Source organism: Actinoallomurus iriomotensis, from assembly GCF_030269445.1.
Lineage (GTDB): Bacteria > Actinomycetota > Actinomycetes > Streptosporangiales > Streptosporangiaceae > Actinoallomurus > Actinoallomurus iriomotensis.
On sequence record NZ_BSTJ01000008.1, the window covers coordinates 258,311 to 277,463 of the forward strand.

17 protein-coding genes are annotated in these 19,153 nt (G+C 74.2%); 10 read left to right on the plus strand and 7 right to left on the minus strand.

All coding sequences use genetic code 11. The annotated features are described in order from the left end of the window. The first annotated feature begins 25 nt into the window (after window positions 1-25). Complete coding sequence (locus tag QSK37_RS30785) at window positions 26-1,156, plus strand: lactate 2-monooxygenase (RefSeq protein ID WP_285628147.1); 1,131 nt, start codon at window positions 26-28, stop codon at window positions 1,154-1,156. On the opposite strand, the gene QSK37_RS30790 is transcribed toward QSK37_RS30785, so the two are convergent. Continuing rightward, window positions 1,149-2,573 carry a DHA2 family efflux MFS transporter permease subunit gene (locus QSK37_RS30790; protein ID WP_285628149.1) on the minus strand — a complete coding sequence of 475 codons (1,425 nt, stop codon included), beginning with the start codon at window positions 2,571-2,573 and terminating at the stop codon, window positions 1,149-1,151. The two genes, QSK37_RS30785 and QSK37_RS30790, sit on opposite strands and share 8 nt — an antisense overlap. 112 nt (window positions 2,574-2,685) lie before the next feature. Between QSK37_RS30790 and QSK37_RS30795 the strand changes: the two genes are divergently transcribed. The 4 genes from QSK37_RS30795 to QSK37_RS30810 all read left to right on the plus strand — a co-directional run bounded on the left by QSK37_RS30795 (window position 2,686) and on the right by QSK37_RS30810 (window position 6,910). After that, window positions 2,686-3,261 carry a TetR/AcrR family transcriptional regulator gene (locus QSK37_RS30795; RefSeq protein WP_285628151.1) on the plus strand — a complete coding sequence of 192 codons (576 nt, stop codon included), beginning with the start codon at window positions 2,686-2,688 and terminating at the stop codon, window positions 3,259-3,261. A 36-nt stretch (window positions 3,262-3,297) separates the two neighbouring features. Continuing rightward, the gene (locus QSK37_RS30800) at window positions 3,298-3,627 is read left to right on the plus strand and encodes an ArsR/SmtB family transcription factor (RefSeq protein WP_285628153.1); all 330 of its coding nucleotides are present in this window, start codon (window positions 3,298-3,300) and stop codon (window positions 3,625-3,627) included. Window positions 3,628-3,669: 42 nt separating this feature from the next. After that, a complete protein-coding gene (locus QSK37_RS30805) occupies window positions 3,670-5,757 on the plus strand; it encodes a RecQ family ATP-dependent DNA helicase (RefSeq protein WP_285628155.1) in 2,088 nt (695 codons plus the stop codon). 136 nt (window positions 5,758-5,893) lie between these two features. Beyond that, window positions 5,894-6,910, plus strand: coding sequence for a GvpL/GvpF family gas vesicle protein (locus QSK37_RS30810; RefSeq protein WP_285628158.1), 1,017 nt, complete (start codon window positions 5,894-5,896; stop codon window positions 6,908-6,910). A 7-nt stretch (window positions 6,911-6,917) separates the two neighbouring features. Here the strand turns inward: QSK37_RS30810 and QSK37_RS30815 are convergent, their stop codons facing one another. After that, window positions 6,918-7,811: a carbohydrate kinase family protein gene (locus QSK37_RS30815; protein WP_285580153.1), complete on the minus strand. Its 894-nt coding sequence runs from the start codon at window positions 7,809-7,811 to the stop codon at window positions 6,918-6,920. 140 nt (window positions 7,812-7,951) lie between these two features. Here QSK37_RS30815 and QSK37_RS30820 point away from each other — a divergent pair, with 140 nt between their 5' ends. The 4 genes from QSK37_RS30820 (at window position 7,952) to QSK37_RS30835 (ending at window position 13,178) form a co-directional block, all read left to right on the plus strand. Next, window positions 7,952-10,336 carry a bifunctional acetate--CoA ligase family protein/GNAT family N-acetyltransferase gene (locus QSK37_RS30820; RefSeq protein WP_285628161.1) on the plus strand — a complete coding sequence of 795 codons (2,385 nt, stop codon included), beginning with the start codon at window positions 7,952-7,954 and terminating at the stop codon, window positions 10,334-10,336. Between the two features lie 270 nt (window positions 10,337-10,606). After that, complete coding sequence (locus QSK37_RS30825) at window positions 10,607-11,197, plus strand: DUF5998 family protein (protein ID WP_285580151.1); 591 nt, start codon at window positions 10,607-10,609, stop codon at window positions 11,195-11,197. Next, window positions 11,194-12,306: an alkaline phosphatase family protein gene (locus tag QSK37_RS30830; protein ID WP_285628164.1), complete on the plus strand. Its 1,113-nt coding sequence runs from the start codon at window positions 11,194-11,196 to the stop codon at window positions 12,304-12,306. The genes QSK37_RS30825 and QSK37_RS30830 overlap by 4 nt, the downstream gene beginning before the upstream one ends. A gap of 50 nt (window positions 12,307-12,356) precedes the next feature. Then, window positions 12,357-13,178 (plus strand): sulfurtransferase, encoded by an 822-nt coding sequence (locus tag QSK37_RS30835; protein WP_285628167.1) that lies wholly within the window; start codon window positions 12,357-12,359, stop codon window positions 13,176-13,178. Between the two features lie 13 nt (window positions 13,179-13,191). On the opposite strand, the gene QSK37_RS30840 is transcribed toward QSK37_RS30835, so the two are convergent. From QSK37_RS30840 to QSK37_RS30855, 4 genes are read right to left on the minus strand one after another with little or no spacing between them, the layout of a single operon-like run. Beyond that, entirely contained in the window at window positions 13,192-13,563 is a 372-nt protein-coding gene (locus tag QSK37_RS30840) for a DUF2203 domain-containing protein (RefSeq protein WP_285580148.1), read from the minus strand. 47 nt (window positions 13,564-13,610) lie between these two features. Continuing rightward, the gene (locus QSK37_RS30845; RefSeq protein WP_285628170.1) at window positions 13,611-16,106 is read right to left on the minus strand and encodes a CHAT domain-containing protein; all 2,496 of its coding nucleotides are present in this window, start codon (window positions 16,104-16,106) and stop codon (window positions 13,611-13,613) included. Then, window positions 16,099-16,524: a hypothetical protein gene (locus tag QSK37_RS30850; RefSeq protein ID WP_285628173.1), complete on the minus strand. Its 426-nt coding sequence runs from the start codon at window positions 16,522-16,524 to the stop codon at window positions 16,099-16,101. Before QSK37_RS30850 ends, QSK37_RS30845 begins: the two co-directional genes overlap by 8 nt. After that, window positions 16,521-17,045 carry an RNA polymerase sigma factor gene (locus QSK37_RS30855; protein WP_285580145.1) on the minus strand — a complete coding sequence of 175 codons (525 nt, stop codon included), beginning with the start codon at window positions 17,043-17,045 and terminating at the stop codon, window positions 16,521-16,523. The genes QSK37_RS30850 and QSK37_RS30855 overlap by 4 nt, the downstream gene beginning before the upstream one ends. Window positions 17,046-17,306: 261 nt before the next feature. Between QSK37_RS30855 and QSK37_RS30860 the strand changes: the two genes are divergently transcribed. Then, complete coding sequence (locus QSK37_RS30860) at window positions 17,307-17,900, plus strand: hypothetical protein (protein ID WP_285628175.1); 594 nt, start codon at window positions 17,307-17,309, stop codon at window positions 17,898-17,900. A 57-nt stretch (window positions 17,901-17,957) separates the two neighbouring features. On the opposite strand, the gene QSK37_RS30865 is transcribed toward QSK37_RS30860, so the two are convergent. After that, the gene (locus tag QSK37_RS30865) at window positions 17,958-19,139 is read right to left on the minus strand and encodes a S8/S53 family peptidase (RefSeq protein ID WP_285628178.1); all 1,182 of its coding nucleotides are present in this window, start codon (window positions 19,137-19,139) and stop codon (window positions 17,958-17,960) included. Between the last annotated feature and the right edge of the window lie 14 nt (window positions 19,140-19,153).

The following is a 19,153-nucleotide window of genomic DNA, read 5'->3' on the forward strand; positions in this document are numbered from 1 at the left end:
CCGTCCACGAACTGGGGAGTGCCGCATGTACGCCGACTTCCAGAACGAGATCTATCTCAACGGCCTCACCGACATCGTCCCCTCACTGCCGACCGACCTGACCCGGCTCGAACCCCTGGCCGAGAAGAAGCTCTCCCGCGAGGCGTACGACTATGTCGCGGGCGCGGCCGGCACGGGTGACACGGCACGGGAGAACCGCGAGGCGTTCCGGCGCCATCGGCTGGTGCCGCGGATGCTGGCGGGCCACACGACCTGCGACCTGACCACCAGCGTGCTCGGCGAGACGCTGCCCGCTCCGGTGCTCCTCGGCCCCGTCGGCGTCCTGCGCCAGCTGCACCCGGACGGCGAACTGGCGGTCGCGCGGGCGGCCGAGAAGATGGGCGTCACCATGGTGCTGAGCACGGCCGCCTCGTACACGCTGGAGGAGGTCGCGGAGGCGGCCGGGCCGCGGTGGTACCAGCTGTACTGGCCGAACGACCGGGACCTGGCGATCAGCTTCCTCGAACGGGCGAAGGCGGCCGGCTACACCGCGCTCGTCGTCACGCTGGACACCTTCATGCTCGCCTGGCGGCCGCACGACCTCGACAACGCCTACCTGCCGTTCCTGCGCGGCCTGGGCAACCAGAACTACTTCGCCGACCCGGTCTTCTCCGCCGCGGCGGGCGACGACCCGATCCTGCACTGGGCCTCTCTGTTCGGAAACCCGTCACTGACCTGGGACGACCTGGTGTTCCTGCGCGAGCACTGGGACGGGCCGATCGCGCTCAAGGGCATCCAGGACACCGAGGACGCCCGCCGCGCGGTCGACGCGGGCATGGACGGCATCGTCGTCTCCAACCACGGCGGGCGCCAGGTGGACGGCGCGATCGCCGCCCTGGACGCCCTGCCGCCGATCACCCACGCCGTCGGCGACCAGATCGACGTGCTGTTCGACAGCGGAATCCGCTCGGGCGCGGACGTGGTCAAGGCCCTCGCGCTGGGCGCCAAGGCGGTGCTGGTGGCCCGCCCGTACGCGTACGGGCTGGCGCTGGCGGGCGAGGCGGGCGTACGGCACGTGCTGCGCTGCCTGCTCGCCGAGACCGAGCTGACACTGCGTCTGTCCGGCCACGGCGACGTGACCTCACCGTCCCTGGAGATCCTGCAGAACGTCACCTAGCCGTGTCGACCCGCTCCTTCAGGAAGAACGAGATGAGGGCGGTGACGACGCCGGCCGCTGAGACGACGAGCAGGGCGATGCGGTAGCCGTCGACGACGGGCGCGGAGCCGTGGCGGGTGACGGTGGCCGCGACGGTGACCAGAGCGGCCAGTCCGAGTGCGGCGCCGAGCTGGCGGCACATGTTGATCAGTCCGGAGGCGACCCCGGCGTTGCGCGGGGCGACGCCGGCCGTCGCCGCGACGACGGCCGGCATCATCATCACGCTCATTCCCGCGCCGACGACCAGGGTGGGAAGAAGCACGTGGGCGACGTAGTCCGAGTGGGCCGGCAGCCGGGCGAGCCACACCAGTCCGGCGGCGGTGACCAGGCCGCCGCCCAGCACGAGACGTCGCGGGCCGACCTTGGGGATCAGCCTCTGGGAGGCGAGGACGCCGAGGCTGATCACGGACACCATCGGTAGGAGGGACACCCCGGTGCGCAGCGCGCTCTCACCCAGCACCTGCTGGAGGTAGAGCGAGAGGAAGAACAGCGGCGTGGTGATCACGATGCCCCCGAACAGGCTCAGGACGTTGCCCACCCGGACGTTGTGCACCGCGAACACCTCCGGCGGGATCAGCGGCTCGTCGGTGCGGAGCTCGATGCCCACGAACGCGGCGAGCAGCACGGTGCCGGCGATGAGCGCGGCGAGCACCCGGCCCGAGGTCCAGCCGTGGTCGGGAGCGGCCGAGACGCCGTACACGATCGCGGCGACGGCGAGCGTGACCGTGACGGCGCCGGGGACGTCGACGCGGGGGCGGCTCCCGGACGCGGGGGAGGGCCTGAGGCAGGTGAAGGTGGCGATGAGCAGGCCGATGCCGATGGGCACGTTGACCAGCATCACCCAACGCCAGCTGAGGGTGGCGGTGAGGAGCCCGCCGAGTACGATGCCGGCGGCTCCCGCGCTGGAGGCGGCGACCCCCCACCAGGTCATCGCGCGCGTGCGCCGGCCGGGATCGGTGTGGCTGGCCGTGATCAGGCTGAGGCTCGACGGGGCGAGCGCGGCGGAACCGGCGCCCTGCAGGAAGCGCGCCGCCAGCAGCATCCAGCCCTCCTGGGCGAGACCGCCGAACAGGGAGGCGGCGGTGAACGCGACCAGGCCGAGCTGGAAGACGCGCCGGCGGCCGAACAGGTCGCCGGCGCGGGAGGCGAGCAGCAGCAGACCGCCGAAGGCGATCAGGTAGCCGTTGACGACCCACTGCTGCGCGTCGACCGACAGGCCGAGCCCGGTCTTCATCGACGGCAGCGCGACGTTCACGATGCTCGAGTCGAGCACCACCATGAACTGCGCCACGCACGCGATCACGGCGATGATCGCCAGGCTCACTCCCGGCTTGGCGACATCCTGCGCCTCATGCCCTGGGGAGGGAGGTTTCGCCACTTCCTCACGTTGACGATGGTGCGGCATGAGACGCTCCTCCACGAGTTGCCGGATAGGCTATCCGCCAACGATAGGCCGATGCCGGATAGGCTGTCCACTTGAGAGGAGATCGATGGCATCGGACCAGACCTCGTTTCCCGCCAGGCGGGCGGCCGCCGCACGCAACCGCGACAGGATCCTGACCGCCGCCCGTGCGGCCTTCGCCGACCCCGCCGCGGACATCTCGATGGCCGAGATCGCCCGGCGCGCCGGCGTCGGCATGGCCACGCTCTACCGCAACTTCCCCGGGCGCCAGGAGCTTCTCGAGGCCCTCTACGTCGACGAGGTCGACGCGCTCTGCGCGGCTGCCGGCTCCGCGGACGGACAGGCCCCCGGCGCGGCGTTCGCCGCCTGGCTGCGCCGGGTCTTCGCCTTCATCCCCGGCAAGCGCCTCATCGTCGCCGAACTGCTCGAACACTCCGACGACGACCGCCCCGCCATCCATGGCCAGCGCGCACGGGCACTCGCCGCCGGCCGGCCGCTGCTGGCCGCGGCGCAGCAGGCCCACGAGGTCCGCGACGATCTCACGCTCGAGCAGATCTTCGACATGATCGTCGCCATCGCCAAGATCCACGGCGACTCGGACTACCTCGAGCCGATGATCCAGACCATGCTCGACGGCCTCCGCCTGCCCACTGGTTCGACGTGAGTCGAACGTAAGGTCGATCCGACTTATGCTTGACCGGTGAGCGAAGAGGCGATCCACCCCCCGGCGGAGGCGCTGAGCCTGCCCAGGGTGCTGGCGGCGCTGGCCGACCCCGCGCGCCTGGCCACCGTGCGCACGCTGGCCCGCGTCGGCGAGTCCTCCTGCGGGCAGATCCAACACGACGCCGGCCTGGTGGTGAGCAAGTCCACGATGTCCCACCACCTGCGCATCCTGCGCGAGGCCGGCATCACGCAGTCCCGCGTCCAGGGCGCCCGCCGCCTCCTCACGCTCCGCCGCGACGACCTCGACGCCCGCTTCCCGGGCCTGCTGGACGCCGTCACCCAGCCCGAGCTCGCCCGGCTTCACTGAACGGCGTCCCCAACCGACGGTGGGTGCTGATACCAAGGACCCATGGCCGACGACATCGAGTTGAGGCAGCGCGCCGAGACGCGCCTGCGCGAGCTCGCCGGGGAGCACGCCCGGCTCCGTGAGGACCAGTGGACCGCGATCCGCGCCCTGGTCGTCGAGCGGCGGCGCGCCCTCGTCGTCCAGCGCACCGGGTGGGGCAAGTCGGCGGTCTACTTCGTCGCCACCTCCCTGCTGCGCGAGCGCGGCGCCGGCCCGACGGTGATCGTCAGCCCGCTGCTCGCCCTCATGCGCAACCAGATCGCCGCCGCCGAGCGGGCCGGCATCCACGCCGCCACGATCAACTCCTCCAACACCGACGACTGGGAGCGGATCTTCGCCGACGTCCAGGACGGTGCGGTCGACCTGCTGCTCGTCAGCCCCGAACGCCTCAACAACCCCGACTTCCGCGACCAGGTCCTGCCCAAGCTCGCGGCCGGTGCGGGCCTGGTCGTCGTCGACGAGGCGCACTGCATCTCCGACTGGGGCCATGACTTCCGGCCCGACTACCGCCGGCTCCGCACGCTCTTCGCCGACCTGCCGCCCGGCGTCCCGGTGCTGGCCACCACCGCCACCGCCAACGCGCGCGTGACCCGTGACGTCGCCGACCAGCTCAGCACCGGAGACGAGACGCTCGTCCTGCGCGGGCCGCTCGACCGCGAGAGCCTGCGCCTGTCCGTCGTGGGCCTGCCGGGCGCCGAGCACCGGCTGGCCTGGCTCGCCGAGCGGCTCGCCGAACTCCCCGGATCCGGCATCATCTACACGCTCACCGTCGCGGCGGCGCAGGAGATCGCCGCGTTCCTGCGCGACCGTGGGTACGCCGTCGCCGCCTACACCGGCCAGACCGAGCAGGCCGAGCGCCTGCAGGCCGAGCAGGACCTCCTCGACAACAAGGTCAAGGCGCTCGTCGCGACCAGCGCCCTGGGCATGGGCTTCGACAAGCCCGACCTCGGCTTCATCGTGCACGTGGGCGCGCCGCAGTCGCCGGTCGCCTACTACCAGCAGATCGGCCGGGCCGGCCGCGGTGTCGAGCGGGCCGAGGTGATCCTCCTGCCGGGCGCCGAGGACCGCGAGATCTGGGCGTACTTCGCCGGCCTGGCCTTCCCCGCCGAGCAGGTCGTGCGCCTGGCGCTGCGCGTGCTGGAGGAGGAGGGCACGCTGTCCACGGCAGCCCTGGAGACCCGCGTCGACCTCGGGCGCAGCCGCCTGGAGATGATGCTGAAGGTCCTCGACGTCGACGGCGCCGTGCGCCGGGTGCGCGGCGGCTGGACCGCCACCGGCGAGCCGTGGGCCTACGACCGCGAGCGGTACGAGCGCGTCGCGGCGGAGCGCTCCCGCGAGCAGCGCGCCATGCTCGACTACGAGGCGACCGGCGCCTGCCGCATGGAGTTCCTCCGCCGCGAGCTGGACGACCCCGAGGCCGCCCCCTGCGGACGCTGCGACAACTGCACCGGCAGCCGCCGTTCCGCCGAGGTCTCCGACGCGGGCGCCGCGTCCGCCCGCGACCGGCTGAGCCGCCCGGGAGTGGAGGTGACGCCGCGCCGCATGTGGCCCACGGGAATGAAGGACGAGGGCATCGCAGGCCGGATCCCGCCGGGCCTGCAGGCGGCGCCCGGCCGTGCGCTGGGGCGGCTCACCGACCTCGGCTGGGGCACCCGGCTGCGCCGTCTCCTGGCCGACGGCGCGCCGGACGCCCCGGTGGCCGACGACGTCTTCACCGCCGTCGTCTCGGTGCTGTCCGCCTGGGACTGGGAGCAGCGCCCGGCCGGGGTGATCGCCATGGCGTCCGCGACCCGGCCCGGCATGATCGCCGACCTCGCGCGGCGCGTCGCGACGATCGGCCGGTTGCCCTACCTCGGCGAGATCGCCTACACCGCCGGCGGCCCGGGGCCGCGCCGGCACAACAGCGCCCAGCGGGTCCGTACGCTCTGGACCGCCATGGCCGTACCGGAGGGGCTCGGCGAGCTCACCGGTCCGGTGCTGCTCGTGGATGACCAGGTCGACACCGGCTGGACGATGACCGTCGCGGCGAAGCTGCTGCGGGAGGCCGGAGCACCCGCGGTGCTGCCGCTCGCCCTCGCGGTGACGTCCTGACCCCGGACCCGCACGATTCGCGAATCCGAAACGACCGTTCTCGCCGCTTTCCTCGCAGGTAAAGTGAGGTTTGCGGCGAGTGACCAACGGTGTCCGGTTCTGCCGGGCACTGATCGTTGGACGCGGGGGACAGGGGATGCACACCACGGGAGCGGCTCTCGGGGCCCGTCTGCTGGGGTTGACCCGGTGGATGCGGCCGGCCGTCGCGCCGATCGGCCCGGCGCCTGAGCTCCCGCATGCCTCAGCGGTCACCTGCACGGGTGTTCCCGCGCGCACCGGTCCGCCCGCCCGTACGGAGGACGCCGGCGACGGGCGCCACGAGTTCGACGGCCCGCACGTCGCCGCCCTGAGGGGAGGCCGGGTCGTGGCCGGACCGCGGGAGGCCGAGGCGGAGTGCCCGGACGCGCGGGTCTGCTACGTGTACGGCGTCGTCCCGGCGTCCACGCGTCTGCCCGACGGCCTGCGCGGCACCGGCGGCGGCCGGGTCCGCCTGGTCCGGTGCGGCGACCTCGCCGCCGTGATCAGCGAGATCCCGCCCACCGGGGCGCTGGGCACCCGCGAGGAACTCCTCGCGCACGAGAACGTCGTCGCGTCGCTGGCCGCGCACACCACCATGCTGCCGCTGCGGTTCAGCGCCGTGGTGACCACGGCCGCCGGCGCGGTGGAGGAGATGCTCGAGCCGTACTACGACTGGTTCACCGGCGTCCTCGCCGAGCTGGAGGGCCGGGCGGAGTACAGCGTGTCGGGAATCTACGTCCAGGACACGGTGCTGCGCGAGGTCCTCGCCGAGGAGCCGGAGGTGATGCGGCTGAGGGACAGCCTGCGCGGGCTCCCGGACGACGCCGCGTACCACGACCGCGTCCGCCTCGGCGAGCTGATCGTCCACGCGCTCGACGCCAAGCGCGAGGCCGACACCGACGAACTCGTGCGGACGCTGTCGCCCCACGCCGTGTCCGTCGCGCCGCGCCCGCCGGTCGACGAGGACACCGCCGCGGACGCGGCCTTCCTCGTCGCCGACGGCGATCGGGCGAGCTTCCGCAAGGCCGTGGACGAGCTCGGGTATCGCTGGGCGGGCCGGATCAGGCTTCGCGTGCAGGGCCCCCTGGCCCCGTACGACTTCGTGCCCTCACCGCCGGACGGCCGTACCGGCTGAGCGGTCGTCAGAGGATCGGCCGGGCGCCCAGGTGGCCGATCGCGCGGGCCGCGAGGCGGCATCCCGCCGCCAGTGCCTCCGCCGGCGGCTTGCCGTCGAGCCACGCGGGCAGGAAGCCCGCCACGAACGCGTCGCCGCCGCCCGTGCCGTCGATGACCTCCTCGACCGGCTCCGCCGGAGCGCGTACGGGCTCGGCGCGGCCGTTGGTGTACCAGAGCGCGCCTTCGTCGGCGAGCTTCACCACGACCTGGGAGTACCACGCGGTCAGGACCTTGGCGGCCTGTTCGGGGTTCTCCCGCCCGGTCAGGGCCTCGGCCTGCGCGGAGTTGACGATGAGCAGCCGCGCGCCCTGGGTCCAGTCGAGGAACGGCTCGGCGCCGGCCCGCTTGAGCAGAGAGTTGGCGCCGCCGTCGACCGTGATCGACATCTGGGCGTTCTGCGCGAGCTTCATGGCGTGCAGAGCCGCCTTCCGGGATCCCTCGTTGAGCAGGGAGTACCCGGACACGTGCAGGTGCGCGCCGGGGGCGAACAGATCCTGCGGGATGTCCTCGGGCAGCAGCGCGGCGTTGGCGCCCGGATCGGACAGCATGGTGCGGTCGCCCTTGTGGGTCACCATGACCACACAGGTGCCGGTGGCGCGTTCGGGGTCCATGACGAGCCGGGCGTCCACGCCGTAGCCCATGAGTTCCATGTCACGGTTGCGACCCGTGATGTCGGCGCCACGGCGCCCGACGAAGGCGGACTCGACGCCCTCGACGGCGAGCCAGGACGCGACGTTGGCGCCGGAACCACCGCCGTGCATCGTCACCTTGGCGGGCGTGTCGCCGCCTTTCGCCAGCGGGTATGCTGCCCGCGCGACGGCATCGGTCATAAGATCACCGACCACGACCACGCGCGTCATGACGTCACCACCCTGTTCTGCGGTCGCCGCCCTTGTGGGCGAGCGGGAGCTGCGACCCGGAGCAAAAACCTAACAGCTCCGAGTACCCCGATGGGTATCGAACGAGACGCGATTTTGGTATCTCGCATTACTCTCGACCTGTGCCGTATCCCGACCAATGGGAGGCCGACGTCGTCCTCGCCGATGGGGGAACGGCGCATCTTCGCCCCATCCGGGCCGATGACGCCGGGCTGCTACGCGAGTTCTATGCCAGGCTCTCCCCGGAGTCTATCTACTACCGGTTCTTCTCCCCGCGTCCCCGGCTGACCGACCGGGAGGTCGAGCACTTCACCACGGTCGACTACGACGACCGGGTGGCGCTCATCGCGACCATCGGGGGCGCGATGGTGGCCGTCGTGCGCTACGACCGCCTGCGCCCTGGGGCGGACACCGCCGAGGTGGCGTTCCTCGTCGAGGACGCCCACCAGGGCCGTGGGGTGGCCAGCGTGCTCCTGGAGCACATCGCCGCCGCGGCCCGCGAACGCGGCATCACCCGGTTCGTCGCCGACGTGCTGCCCGAGAACCGCCGCATGAGCAAGGTCTTCCGCGAGGCGGGCTACAAGGCCGAGCAGCGGTACGAGGAAGGCGTCCTGACCCTCAACCTCGACCTGGAACCCACCGAGACCTCGCGTGAGGTCATGGCGGCGCGTGAGCACCGGGCCGAGTCCCGCTCGATCGGCCGGCTGCTGTCGCCGCGCTCGGTCGCGGTGATCGGCGCCAGCCGCGAGGAGCACAGCGTGGGCCAGAGCGCGCTGCGGAACCTGCTCGCGGGCGGTTTCGCCGGGCCCGTCTACCCCGTGCACCCGAGCGCCACCGCCGTCTGCAGTGTCCGGGCCTACAAGACCGTCGCCGACGTGCCCGGCGACGTGGACCTCGCCGTCGTGGCGGTCCCCGCCGAGGCGGTGGCCGACGTGGTCGCGCAGTGCGCCGCCAAGGACGTGCACGGTCTCGTCGTCCTGTCCTCCGGGTTCGGCGAGACGGGTCCGGAGGGCCGGGCGCGGCAGAACGAGCTCGTACGCCTCGCGCGTGCGGGCGGCATGCGCGTGGTCGGGCCGAACTGCCTGGGCATCGCCAACAACGCCGACGGCCTGAACGCCACCCTCGCGCCGACGCTGCCGCGCCACGGGCCCATCGGATTCTTCTCCCAGTCCGGCGCCCTCGGCATCACGATCCTGCAGTGGGCCGCCGAGCGCGATCTCGGGCTGTCGACGTTCGTGTCCGCGGGCAACCGCGCCGACGTCTCGGGCAACGACCTGATGCAGTACTGGGAGGAGGACCCGGACACCGCCGTCGTCCTGCTCTACCTCGAGTCGATCGGCAACCCGCGCAAGTTCACGCGGCTGGCCCGCCGGATCAGTCGCAGCAAGCCGATCGTCGCGGTCAAGAGCGGCCGGACGACCCAGGGCGTGCCGCTCGGCCACGCGGCCCAGGCCCTCAGCCTGCCCGACCACGCCGTCAGCGCCCTGTTCGCGCAGGCCGGCCTGGTCCGCGTGGACTCGCTCGGCGAGCTGTTCGACGTCGCGCAGCTGCTCGCGTACCAGCCCCTGCCGCGCGGCGACCGGGTCGCGATCGTCGGCAACTCCGACTCGATCGGGCTCCTCGTCCAGGACGCGGCCACCGTCGCGGGCCTGCGCCCGCGGCGGCCGGTCGACCTCGGGCCCGAGGCGGGCCCCGCCGACTTCACCGCGGCGCTCGAGGAGGCCTTCGCCGACGAGGGGACCGACGCCGTCGTCACGGTGTTCGCCCCGGCCGTCCACGGCGGCACGACCTCCGACGTCGCCGCCGCGATCGTGGCCGCCGCCGACCGCGCGGACACGCCGGTCATCGCGGCCTACCTGGGCGAACGCGGCCTGCTGCACGGGTCCGTGCCGTCGTACCCGGCGCCGGAGAGCGCGGTGCGCGCCCTGGCGTACGCCGTGCGGTACGCGGGCTGGCGCCGCCGCCCGCACGGGCGGATCCCCGACCTGCCGGGGGTGGACCGCGATCGGGCCCGCGCGCTCGTCGAGGAACTCGCCGGGCAGGAGACGCCCTCACCGGAGCGGACCGCCGCGTTGCTCGCCTGCTACGGCATCGCGGTCGGCGGCGCCGGGCACGGCATCGCGACCAGGATCAGCACGTCCGAGGACCCTTCGTTCGGCGCGATCGTGTCGTTCGGGCTGGACGACGTGACCGCCGAACTCCTGGAGGACCGGGCGTACCGGCTGGCGCCGCTGACCGACGTGGAGGCGGCCGAGATGGTACGCGCCGTGCGCACCGCACCGCTGCTGCTGGGCCACCGGGGCGCCGAGCCGGTCGACACCGGGGCGCTGGAGGACCTGCTGCTACGGGCGTCGCGGCTCGCCGACGACCTGCCCGAGGTCGCCCGCCTGGACCTCGAACCGGTGCTGGTCGGCCCGGCGGGCGCCGTCGTACGCGGCGCGCGCCTGCGCCTGGCCGGCCCGCACGCACGACCCGCCGAGGACGCCCGCCGGCTCCGGCCTAGTTAGGAAACTGGTTAGGAAACTCCTCGGGCTGCGGCGGGGGCAGGGGCTCGGGGACCGGCGGGATCGGGCTCGGGGTCGGTTCGGGTACCGGCTGGGGCGGTCCGGGCGCCGGTGGCACCGGACCCGGGGGCGGCTCCGGCGGCGGGGTCGGGGGCTCCGGCGGGGGCATCGGAGGCTCGGGCATCGGCGGAGTGGGGGAGGCCGTTGTACCAGTCATGCCGCTTCTGTACCCGCACGTGTGCGTGTGACGCCCGGGCAGTGCAGGATGGGGTCATGAGGGAAACCCGAGCGATGGCTCACGGGCTGCGCACGGCGATCGAGCGGAGCGGCTACTACCCCGCGCTCGTCGCGGACGCCGTCGAGTCGGTTCTGGGCACCGAGTCCGTGATCGCGTATGTCGTCCACCACGAGGCGACGTTCGATCCGGCGATGGAGGTACGGCGGCATGTCACCGTGCTCGTCCTGTCGCCCACCCGCCTGCTCGTCTGTCACACCGACGAGCACCCGCCCACCGAGGCGATGCCGCATCCGCACGCCTCGACCACGACGGAGGCGGTCCGCCTCGGCCGGGTCCAGTCCGTGGCGGTGACGCGCGTCGTCCCCGAACCGGCCTCCTACGTCCCTGGTGTTCCGCCGACCGAGGTCATGGTCACGATCGGCTGGGGCGTGATCTCTCACGTCGATCTGGAGCCCGCCTCCTGCGGCGACGAGTCCTGCGAGGCCGACCACGGCTACACCGGCACTCTGACCGCCGATGACCTTTCGCTGCGGGTCAGCGAGGCGGCCGACGGCGCCGACGCGGTCGAGCAGGCACTGGCCTTCGCCCAGGCGCTCTCGGAGGTCATCGCGCAGCGCGAACGATGAGCCTTCCCGTTCCGGCGTACGGGCGCCGGTCTCTCGCCGACCTCACGCCGTCCGTGCTCGCCGCGCTGGGCGTCCCGGGGCACACGAACGTCCTCGGCCTGCCCGCGCTGCCGCGCGCCTGCGTGCTCCTCGTCGACGGCCTGGGGTGGGAACTCCTGCGCGCACACGCCGGCGAGGCGCCGTTCCTGTCCTCCCTGGCCGGGCACGAGCTGACCGCGGGCTTCCCGTCGACCACCGCGACCAGCCTCGGCTCCTTCGGCACGGGCCGGGCGCCGGGCGGCCACGGCCTGTTCGGCTATCAGGTGGCGATCCCGGGGGAGGGCCGCCTGCTCAACTGCCTGCGCTGGGACGACGGCGTCGACCCGCTCACCTGGCAGCCGTCGGCCACCGTGTACGAACGGGCCGCCGCCGCGGGCGTCGCGGCGGCGCACGTGTCGACCCGGGCGTTCGAGCACAGCGGGCTGACCCGGGCGGTGTACCGGGGCGCGCGCTACGTCCCGGCGGACGCGCTCGGCCCGCTCGTGGCCGGCGCCGAGCGGGCCGTACGCCAGGGTGAGCGGTCGTTCGTCACCGTCTACCACAGCGAACTCGACGCCACCGGGCACATTCACGGCTCGCGCTCGTCCGCCTGGCGGCACCACCTGTCCTTCGTCGACCTGCTCGTCCGGCGCCTGGCCGAGGCGATGCCGCCGGACGCCGCCCTCTACGTCACCGCCGACCACGGCATGACCGACCCGGCCACGCGCGTCGACGTGGACGCCGAACCCGCGCTGCGCGAGGGCATCGCGTTGCTCGGCGGCGAGCCACGGGCGCGGCACCTGTACGCGCGGGACGGCGCCGCCCCCGACGTGCTCGCCGTGTGGCGTGAGCGCCTGGAGGGGGCCGCATGGGTCATGACACGTGACGAGGCGATAACGGCAGGTCTTTTCGGGCCGGTTTCGGCCACCATGGCGGCCCGGGTCGGCGATGTGGTCGCCGTGCCGTACGCCGACCTGGCGATCGTCGCCACCCAGGCCGAGCCGCTGGAGTCCTCCCTGGTCGGGATGCACGGCTCCCTCGTACCGGCCGAACAGCTCGTGCCCCTGCTCACCTTTACGGCGGAGTCATGAACGACGAGACACCTCTCGCGGACGGTGCGGTTAACGGTCAGACTGGCGGTGTGCACCCTCTCATCGACGTCCCGTCACTCGTCCGGGCGGCCCGGGGAGGCGTGACCCTCCTCGATGTCCGCTGGCGCCTCGGCGGTCCGCCCGGCATCGAGGCGTACCGGCGCGGCCACCTGCCCGGCGCGGTCTTCATCGACCTCGACCGCGATCTCGCGGCGCCGCCGGGCGCGGGAGGCCGGCACCCGCTGCCCGACGCGAAGGAGTTCCAGGCGGCGATGCGACGTGCCGGGGTCCGCCAGGACGACCTCGTCGTGGTCTACGACGACGCCGACGCCACCGCCGCGGCCCGCGCCTGGTGGACGCTGCGTTACTTCGGGCACGAGCGGGTGCGCGTCCTCGACGGCGGCTACCAGGCCTGGGCGGACGCCGGGCAGCCCGTCACCACCGAGGTCCCCTCGGTGAAAGAGGGCGACTTCACCGCGGCGCCGGGCCACCTGCCGCTGCTCGACGCGGACGGCGCGCTGGCCGTGGCCAAGGACGGCGTGCTGCTCGACGCCCGCGCGCCGGAGCGCTACCGCGGCGAGGTCGAGCCCGTCGACCCGATCGCGGGCCACATCCCGGGCGCGGTGAACGCGCCGACCCACGGCAACGTGGGCGTCGACGGCCGCTTCCTGCCGGCGGGCCTGCTCCGCGAACGCTTCGCCGGCCTCGGCGCGACCGACGCCGCCGAGGTGGGCGCGTACTGCGGCTCCGGCGTCACCGCCGCCCACGAGATCCTCGCCCTGACCCTCGCCGGGGTGCCGGCCGCCCTGTACGCGGGCTCGTGGTCCGACTGGATCACCGACCCCGCCCGCCCGGTGGAGAAGAGCGACTGAGTTCGGCGGCCGCTCAGGCGCCCGGCAGGCGGCGGCGGCCGGCGAAGCCGAGTTCGGTCCGGTGGTACCAGGTCAGCTCCCGCTCTCCCTCCAGCAGGCAGAGCCGTACGGACTGCCCGCCGTGGTACGCGGGGAAGTCGATGAGCACGGGGGTCAGGCTCTTCACCTCGATGCCCTGGATGGTGAACCACCCCACGGCCTCGTCGATGCGCGCCTCGTACCCCTTCAGTTCCGGCTTGCCGCCGAGACGCGTCGGCTGACCCGACCGCAGCGCGTACGACAGCTCGGCGAGGTCGGCGCGTGCCGCCACGATCGCGTCGATCCGCGCGCGCACCTCCGGGAGCAGCGCACGTGCCTCACTGAGGGTGAAGGTCCGCTCGGTCACGCTCGTACGCTACCTGGCGGTCCCGCCGCGCCCCAGCAGCTCCTACCTCACCAGCCCGCGCCGAAGCAGACGAACCCGAGGGCGGCCGGCGGCCGGGGCGCGGCGGCGAGGGCCTCCGCCGGCGGCATGCCCGCCGCCAGGCGAGCGTGCAGGCCGACCATGAGTTCGCCGGCGGCGGCGTCGCCGACCGGGGTCACGCCGGCGATCACGGTCGCGGCGCCGTACGCCAGGGCGCAGCCGACCATGCCGGTGACCGCCTCGCCCGCCCGTACGTCGGCTCGCCCCGCGTCGCACGCGGACAGGACCATCAGCCGGGGCGGCCGGCGCAGGTGTTCGAGGTCGTAGGCGACCAGCGGGCCGGCCACGAGGCGGAGGCCGGAGAACAGGGCGTTCCCGGCCCGGAATTCGCCGTGCACCGCGAGGTGGGCGATCGCCGCGCCGTCCAGGGCCGTACGGACGGCGTCGGCGGTCGCGGCGGCGCCGTCCAGCACCACCGCGCCGGGGTACCGCTCGCGCAGGGCGGCCACCTCACCGGCGGCATGGCCGAGGTCCGGCCCGGCCACGAGCGTCACGTGCCCGGACGAGGCGGGCGCCCGCCGGGCCCGCAGCCAGCCCGCCGCCGACGGCGTGACGGCCACCGCCCGTCCGGCCAGCGACGGCAGCGCGGCCCACGGCAGGCCGTGAAGCGCCCCGGTCGGAGCCAGCACCAGCGGCCGGTCGCCGAGCCGCAGCGGACCGAGCAGCCGCGCGTCCAGCCGCCCCGCCGCGGACGCCAGGCCGCGCTCCGCCGCCTCGCCGGTCCCTTGCCGCGCGAGGCGCGACACGGCGAAGCGCAGCAGCCGTACGTCGTGCTCGGCGTCGGCGTACGGGCCGAGCGGCACACGGCGGCAGCGGCCGTCCGCGACGGTCACCGCGAGCAGGTCGTCGCCGTCGCGGATCAGCTCGGCGAACACCCGGTCGCCGAGGGCGTCGCACAGCGCCGGCACGAGCCACGCCCAGCCGCGGACCGCGTGCCGGGTGGAGGTCAGCCGCCGGGTACGGGCGCGGACGGCGTCCTCCAGCCGTGCCTGCGCGGCGAGCAGCGCGGGCCGGTGCGGCACCTCGGCGCTGACTCGGCGCAGTTCGGCCAGGAGTCCGGCCAGCCGCCGGTCGCGCGGCGGCCGTACGGCGGGTGGCCGGTCGGCGATGGCCCGGCCGCGTTCGGCGGCGAGCAGCAGCTCCCGTGGCCCGCGGGCGAGGCGTACGCCCAGCGCGGCCAGCTCGGCGGACCAGCCGGCGGCGCGCCCGCGCAGTTCGGCCGCGCCGAGGGCGGCGGCGTGCTCGTCCACCGCCCGCAGGCCCGCGCGGACGGCGGCGGCCGCGCCGCGCCGGTCGCCGTCGGCGACCCGCAGCAGGGCGGTGGCGTGCCGGACGGCGACCCTCGTGCTCACCGTGCCGCCGTCGCAGGCCCCGGCGAGCAGGCGACGCGCGTGCTCCCGGCGGCCCCGCGCGAGCGCGACCAGCGCGGCCAGGGCGCGGGTCTCGGCCGCCGCGGACGCCCAGCCGGCGTGCTCGAGTCGCTGCACGGCGCGCTCGGCCTCGGCGGCCAGCGCGGCCGACCGGTCGCCGTCGGCCCAGCGGGCCCGCAACTCGACCTGCTCGGCCAGCAGCGCGAACCCCGGCCGTCCGGCGCCGAACGCGGCCCGCGCCCGCCCCGCCGTCGCGGCCGCGGCACGCGGGTCGCCGTCGGCCAGTTCGGCGTGGGAGAGCAGCAGCAGGGCGTCGGCGGTGTCGCAGCGGTAACCGGCGCCGTCGAGGCGTTCGAGCGTCCGCGCCAGCAGCACGCGTGCCTCGTCCGGCAGCCGGGCCGCGATCAGTGCCTCGGAGCGGTCGAGGTGGAGCTGGCACAGCCGCTCGCCGACCCCGGTGAGCCGCGCCTCGACGTCGTCGTAGATCGCGAGTGCCCGCGGCAGGTCGCCCCGGCGCGACGCGACCACCGCCAGGTTGTGTCGCGCCATCGCCGCCTGGTGCCGCAGACCGGCGCGCTCGGCCAGCGTCAGCGCGCCGCGCAGGTCGGCCTCGCCGCGCCCGAGCCGCCCGGCGAACACCCGCGCCAGCCCGACGTTGACCCGCAGGCCGATCGCCACCTCCGGGTCGCGGCACGTACGGGCGATCCGCGCCACCTCCTCGATGCGCCCGGCGCGGGCCAGGGCGCAGGCGCGGTTCGCCAGGAGCCGGTCGGCGTCGGCCCCGGTGAGCACGGGCGCCGCCTCGTCGGCCGCCGCGAGCGCGCCCGCCACGTCGCCGCTCGCGACGAGCAGCCCGACGAGGTTCATCTTGACCAGCGCCGACGCGTACGCCAGCCCCTCGGCCTCGGCGACCCGCAGCGCCTCGCCGAGGTGCGCACGACCCTCGCCGAGCCGGCCGAGCTCCTTGCAGGCGAGGCCCAGCGCGCGCCGGGCCGTCACGCGGAGCGCCGGATCACCGTGGTCCGCCAGCGCGAGGGCCGCGTCGTAGGCCCGCCGCGGGTCGGCGGCCGCCGCCGTTATCAGGGACTCAGACACGGATCCAGCTCGTGACCACCGAGCTCGCGTCGGCCAGCCGGAACAGCAGGCTGACCACGCCCGCCGGAACCCCGGCCAGCGCGAAGGACCCCGCGTCGTCGGTCCGCGTGCCCCGCTCCCCGCCGGGCGAACGCAGGATCACCTCCGCGGCCGACGGCGGCGCGAGCTGTCCGACGATCTCCCGGCCGCAGACCTCGATCTCGACGCTGACACGCGCCCCGGAGAACGTGAGCAGCCGCGAGCCGCCCCCGCGGACACCCGCCGGAGCCGCGATCGTCTCGGAGGTGAGCGTCGCGAGCGCGGCGGCCGGCTCGAACCAGCCGAACGCGGCATGCCCGAGCGCCACCAGCCGCTCCGGCACCGGCGGAAACGCGCGACGCAGCGCAACGGTCAGCTCCTGATCACTGGGCCCGTTCACGCGCGACCGCCGAGGCGACGGCGCAGGTGGGTGAGGCAGCGCGCCCGTGTCGGACCGACACTGCCGACGGGCATCTCGAGCGCCGCCGAGATCTCCGCGTAGCTGAGCCGGGGAGAACCGGCGAACAGCTCCAGCAGCTCACGGCAGCGCGGAGGGATCGTCTCCAGCGCGGCCCCGACGGCGGCGGCCAGATCCCGGCCGAACACGACATGGTGCGGCCCGGTCACCGCCGGCCCGGCCCCCTTCAGCGGCCGCTCCCGCCCGGCCCGCCGCAGCGTGGCCATGCTCTCGTGCCGGGCGGTCACCGCCAGCCAGGCCCCGGCGCGCGCCGGGTCGCGCAACAACGTGAGCCGCTCGACCAGCCGGAGCCAGGTCGTCTGCACCACGTCGTCGACGTCGGCACCGCTCAACCCGTACGAACGAGCGATCGCGCAGAGAAGGCGCGAGTAGCGGCCGACGAGCACCCGCCACGCCTCCGCGTCCCCCTGCCCCGCCCGCCGCACGAGATCACCTGTGCTCATGTCCTCCACGAACGGGGATATTAGCGCACTGTTATCGACTGATTACCCTAAGTCGCGAAGATGGCGTCAAGGGATCCAGCGGCACCCGCCACCGCGGGCGCGGCGACGGAGGTCCCGCTCCACGTCGTGCGGGCGCACCGACGGGCGGGGGCCGCCCAAGCGGCCGGAGACCGCGGTCGGCCACTTTCGGACCAGTGTGGAGAGGCGAACCCGCCATATCCTGACGGTTCCGCATTCCTGCGTGACGGAAAAGGCGCCTGCATGACCGCGATCGTCGGCATCACTGACGGCAGGACCGTTGTCATCGCCGGAGACTCCGCCGGTGTCGGCGGGGGTGTCACCCAGCCTCGACTGGACGCCAAGGTCTTCACCAACGGGCCTTACGTGATCGGCTACACCAGCTCGTTCCGCATGGGCCAGATCCTCCGATACGCCTTCAAGGCTCCGGTGCCGCCCGAGGATGATGAGGGCCTTCACGCCTTCATGTGCACCGGCTTCATCAACAGCGTCCGTGAAGGACTCAAAGACGGCGGATGGGCCAGCAAGAACAACGAGCAGGAAGAGGGCGGATCCTTCCTCGTCGGCGTCCGTGGGCGCCTCTTCGAAATCGGCGAGGACTACCAGGTGGGTGAGCTGGCGGACGGATACTCCGCCGTCGGATGCGCCGCGGAGATCGCCCTCGGGGCTCTCCACGCCACCGGTGATACCGGCATGTCTCTCGAAGCCCGTGCCACCGCCGCGCTTGAAGCCGCAGCCCATTTCTCCACCGGTGTTCGGCCACCGTTCACGATCGTCGGCACGACGAGGAGCGAGACGGATGGGCACCCGGACTCTGAGGACGTCCCATCGCCTTGATCGGGCCGACGGTCTGGCCGTGCGCGTGCTGCTCCGGTTCAGGGGCGGCGTCCGGACCTAGGCCGTGAACATGACGCCGAGGTCCGGTGACACCCGCCGGCCCGCCGGGTCGAGGAGCCGGGCGGCCGCGAGAGAGGCGGAGATCCGGTCGGCGGCCGCCAGGTCGGCGATCCGCCCGGCCACCGCCGGGGCGGCGAACGACGTGCCGCTCCAGGTCGCGTACCCGGCGAACGCGTCCGGGTCGATGCCGTGCACCGGCGGGCGTGGGCCGTCGAAGCTCACGAAGCAGCTCGCGACCTCGACTCCCGGTGCGCAGGCGTCCACCCACCAGCCGTGATCGGAGAACCAGGCCCGCTGCTCACCGTCCAGCGCCGCGACGGCGATCACGTGCTTCAGGGCGGCGGGCCAGAACGGGCGGTCGCTCGCGTGGTTGCCGGCGCACGCCACGACGACCGTGCGCCGGGCCAGGGCGGCGACGGCGCGGGCGACGACCGGGGACGGGCGGTCGTCGTACGTGTGACAGCCGAACGAGAGGTTGGCCACGTCCGCCCGCTCCCGGTCCGACAGGCGGGCCAGCGCGCGCAGGACGCCGAGCTCGTCGCCGACGCCGTCGCCGCCGATCACGCGGAACGCGCGGACCCGGATCCCGGGTGCGTGCCGCAGGAGCACGCCCGCGATGAACGTCCCGTGTCCCGCCTGGGCGTCGAGCTCGTAGTCCAGGTCGGCGTCGAGGACCTCGGTGACCTCCGCGCGCTGTGCGGCGTACCAGTCCGTCGCCTCGTACCACGGGTGCGGCGACATGCCGGTGTCGAGCACCGCGACCGTGACCGGACGCCGTCCCGCGCCCGGGGCGCCGGGCGGGGCGGGCGGCGCGGCGGGCCGCGGACGCCCGGCCGGGCCCGTCCACCACATCGGCTGGCCGTGCACGAGGTGGTTGGGTGCGACCGCGAGCCCGTGGTGCCCGTGCAGCTCGGCGGCCAGCTCGCAGACGTCGACGCGCGCTCGCAGGCGTACGCGGGCCACTCCCGGGCCGTCCTCCGTGACGTCGTGCCAGCGGCGTACCAGGTCCTCCGTCGCCGGCAGGTCCTGGCCGGCGACGAGGAGCTGGTCGCGGCGCAGAAGGGCCGGACGCCCGCGAACCGGCTCGGCGACCACGGCGTCGCGATGGCGGGCGAGCAGGCGTTCGAGCCGCGCCGCCTGAACGGTCTCGTCGAACACCGCCCACCTCCGGTCGCTCACGTAGAGCGATTGAC

Coding starts and splice junctions, on each gene's coding strand:
- QSK37_RS30830 (WP_285628164.1), top strand. CDS start 11,194: ATGAGCCTTCCCGTTCCGGCGTACGGGCGCCGGTCTCTCGCCGACCTC.
- QSK37_RS30805 (WP_285628155.1), top strand. CDS start 3,670: ATGGCCGACGACATCGAGTTGAGGCAGCGCGCCGAGACGCGCCTGCGC.
- QSK37_RS30855 (WP_285580145.1), bottom strand. CDS start 17,045: ATGAGCACAGGTGATCTCGTGCGGCGGGCGGGGCAGGGGGACGCGGAG.
- QSK37_RS30860 (WP_285628175.1), top strand. CDS start 17,307: ATGACCGCGATCGTCGGCATCACTGACGGCAGGACCGTTGTCATCGCC.
- QSK37_RS30810 (WP_285628158.1), top strand. CDS start 5,894: ATGCACACCACGGGAGCGGCTCTCGGGGCCCGTCTGCTGGGGTTGACC.
- QSK37_RS30785 (WP_285628147.1), top strand. CDS start 26: ATGTACGCCGACTTCCAGAACGAGATCTATCTCAACGGCCTCACCGAC.
- QSK37_RS30825 (WP_285580151.1), top strand. CDS start 10,607: ATGAGGGAAACCCGAGCGATGGCTCACGGGCTGCGCACGGCGATCGAG.
- QSK37_RS30795 (WP_285628151.1), top strand. CDS start 2,686: ATGGCATCGGACCAGACCTCGTTTCCCGCCAGGCGGGCGGCCGCCGCA.
- QSK37_RS30815 (WP_285580153.1), bottom strand. CDS start 7,811: ATGACGCGCGTGGTCGTGGTCGGTGATCTTATGACCGATGCCGTCGCG.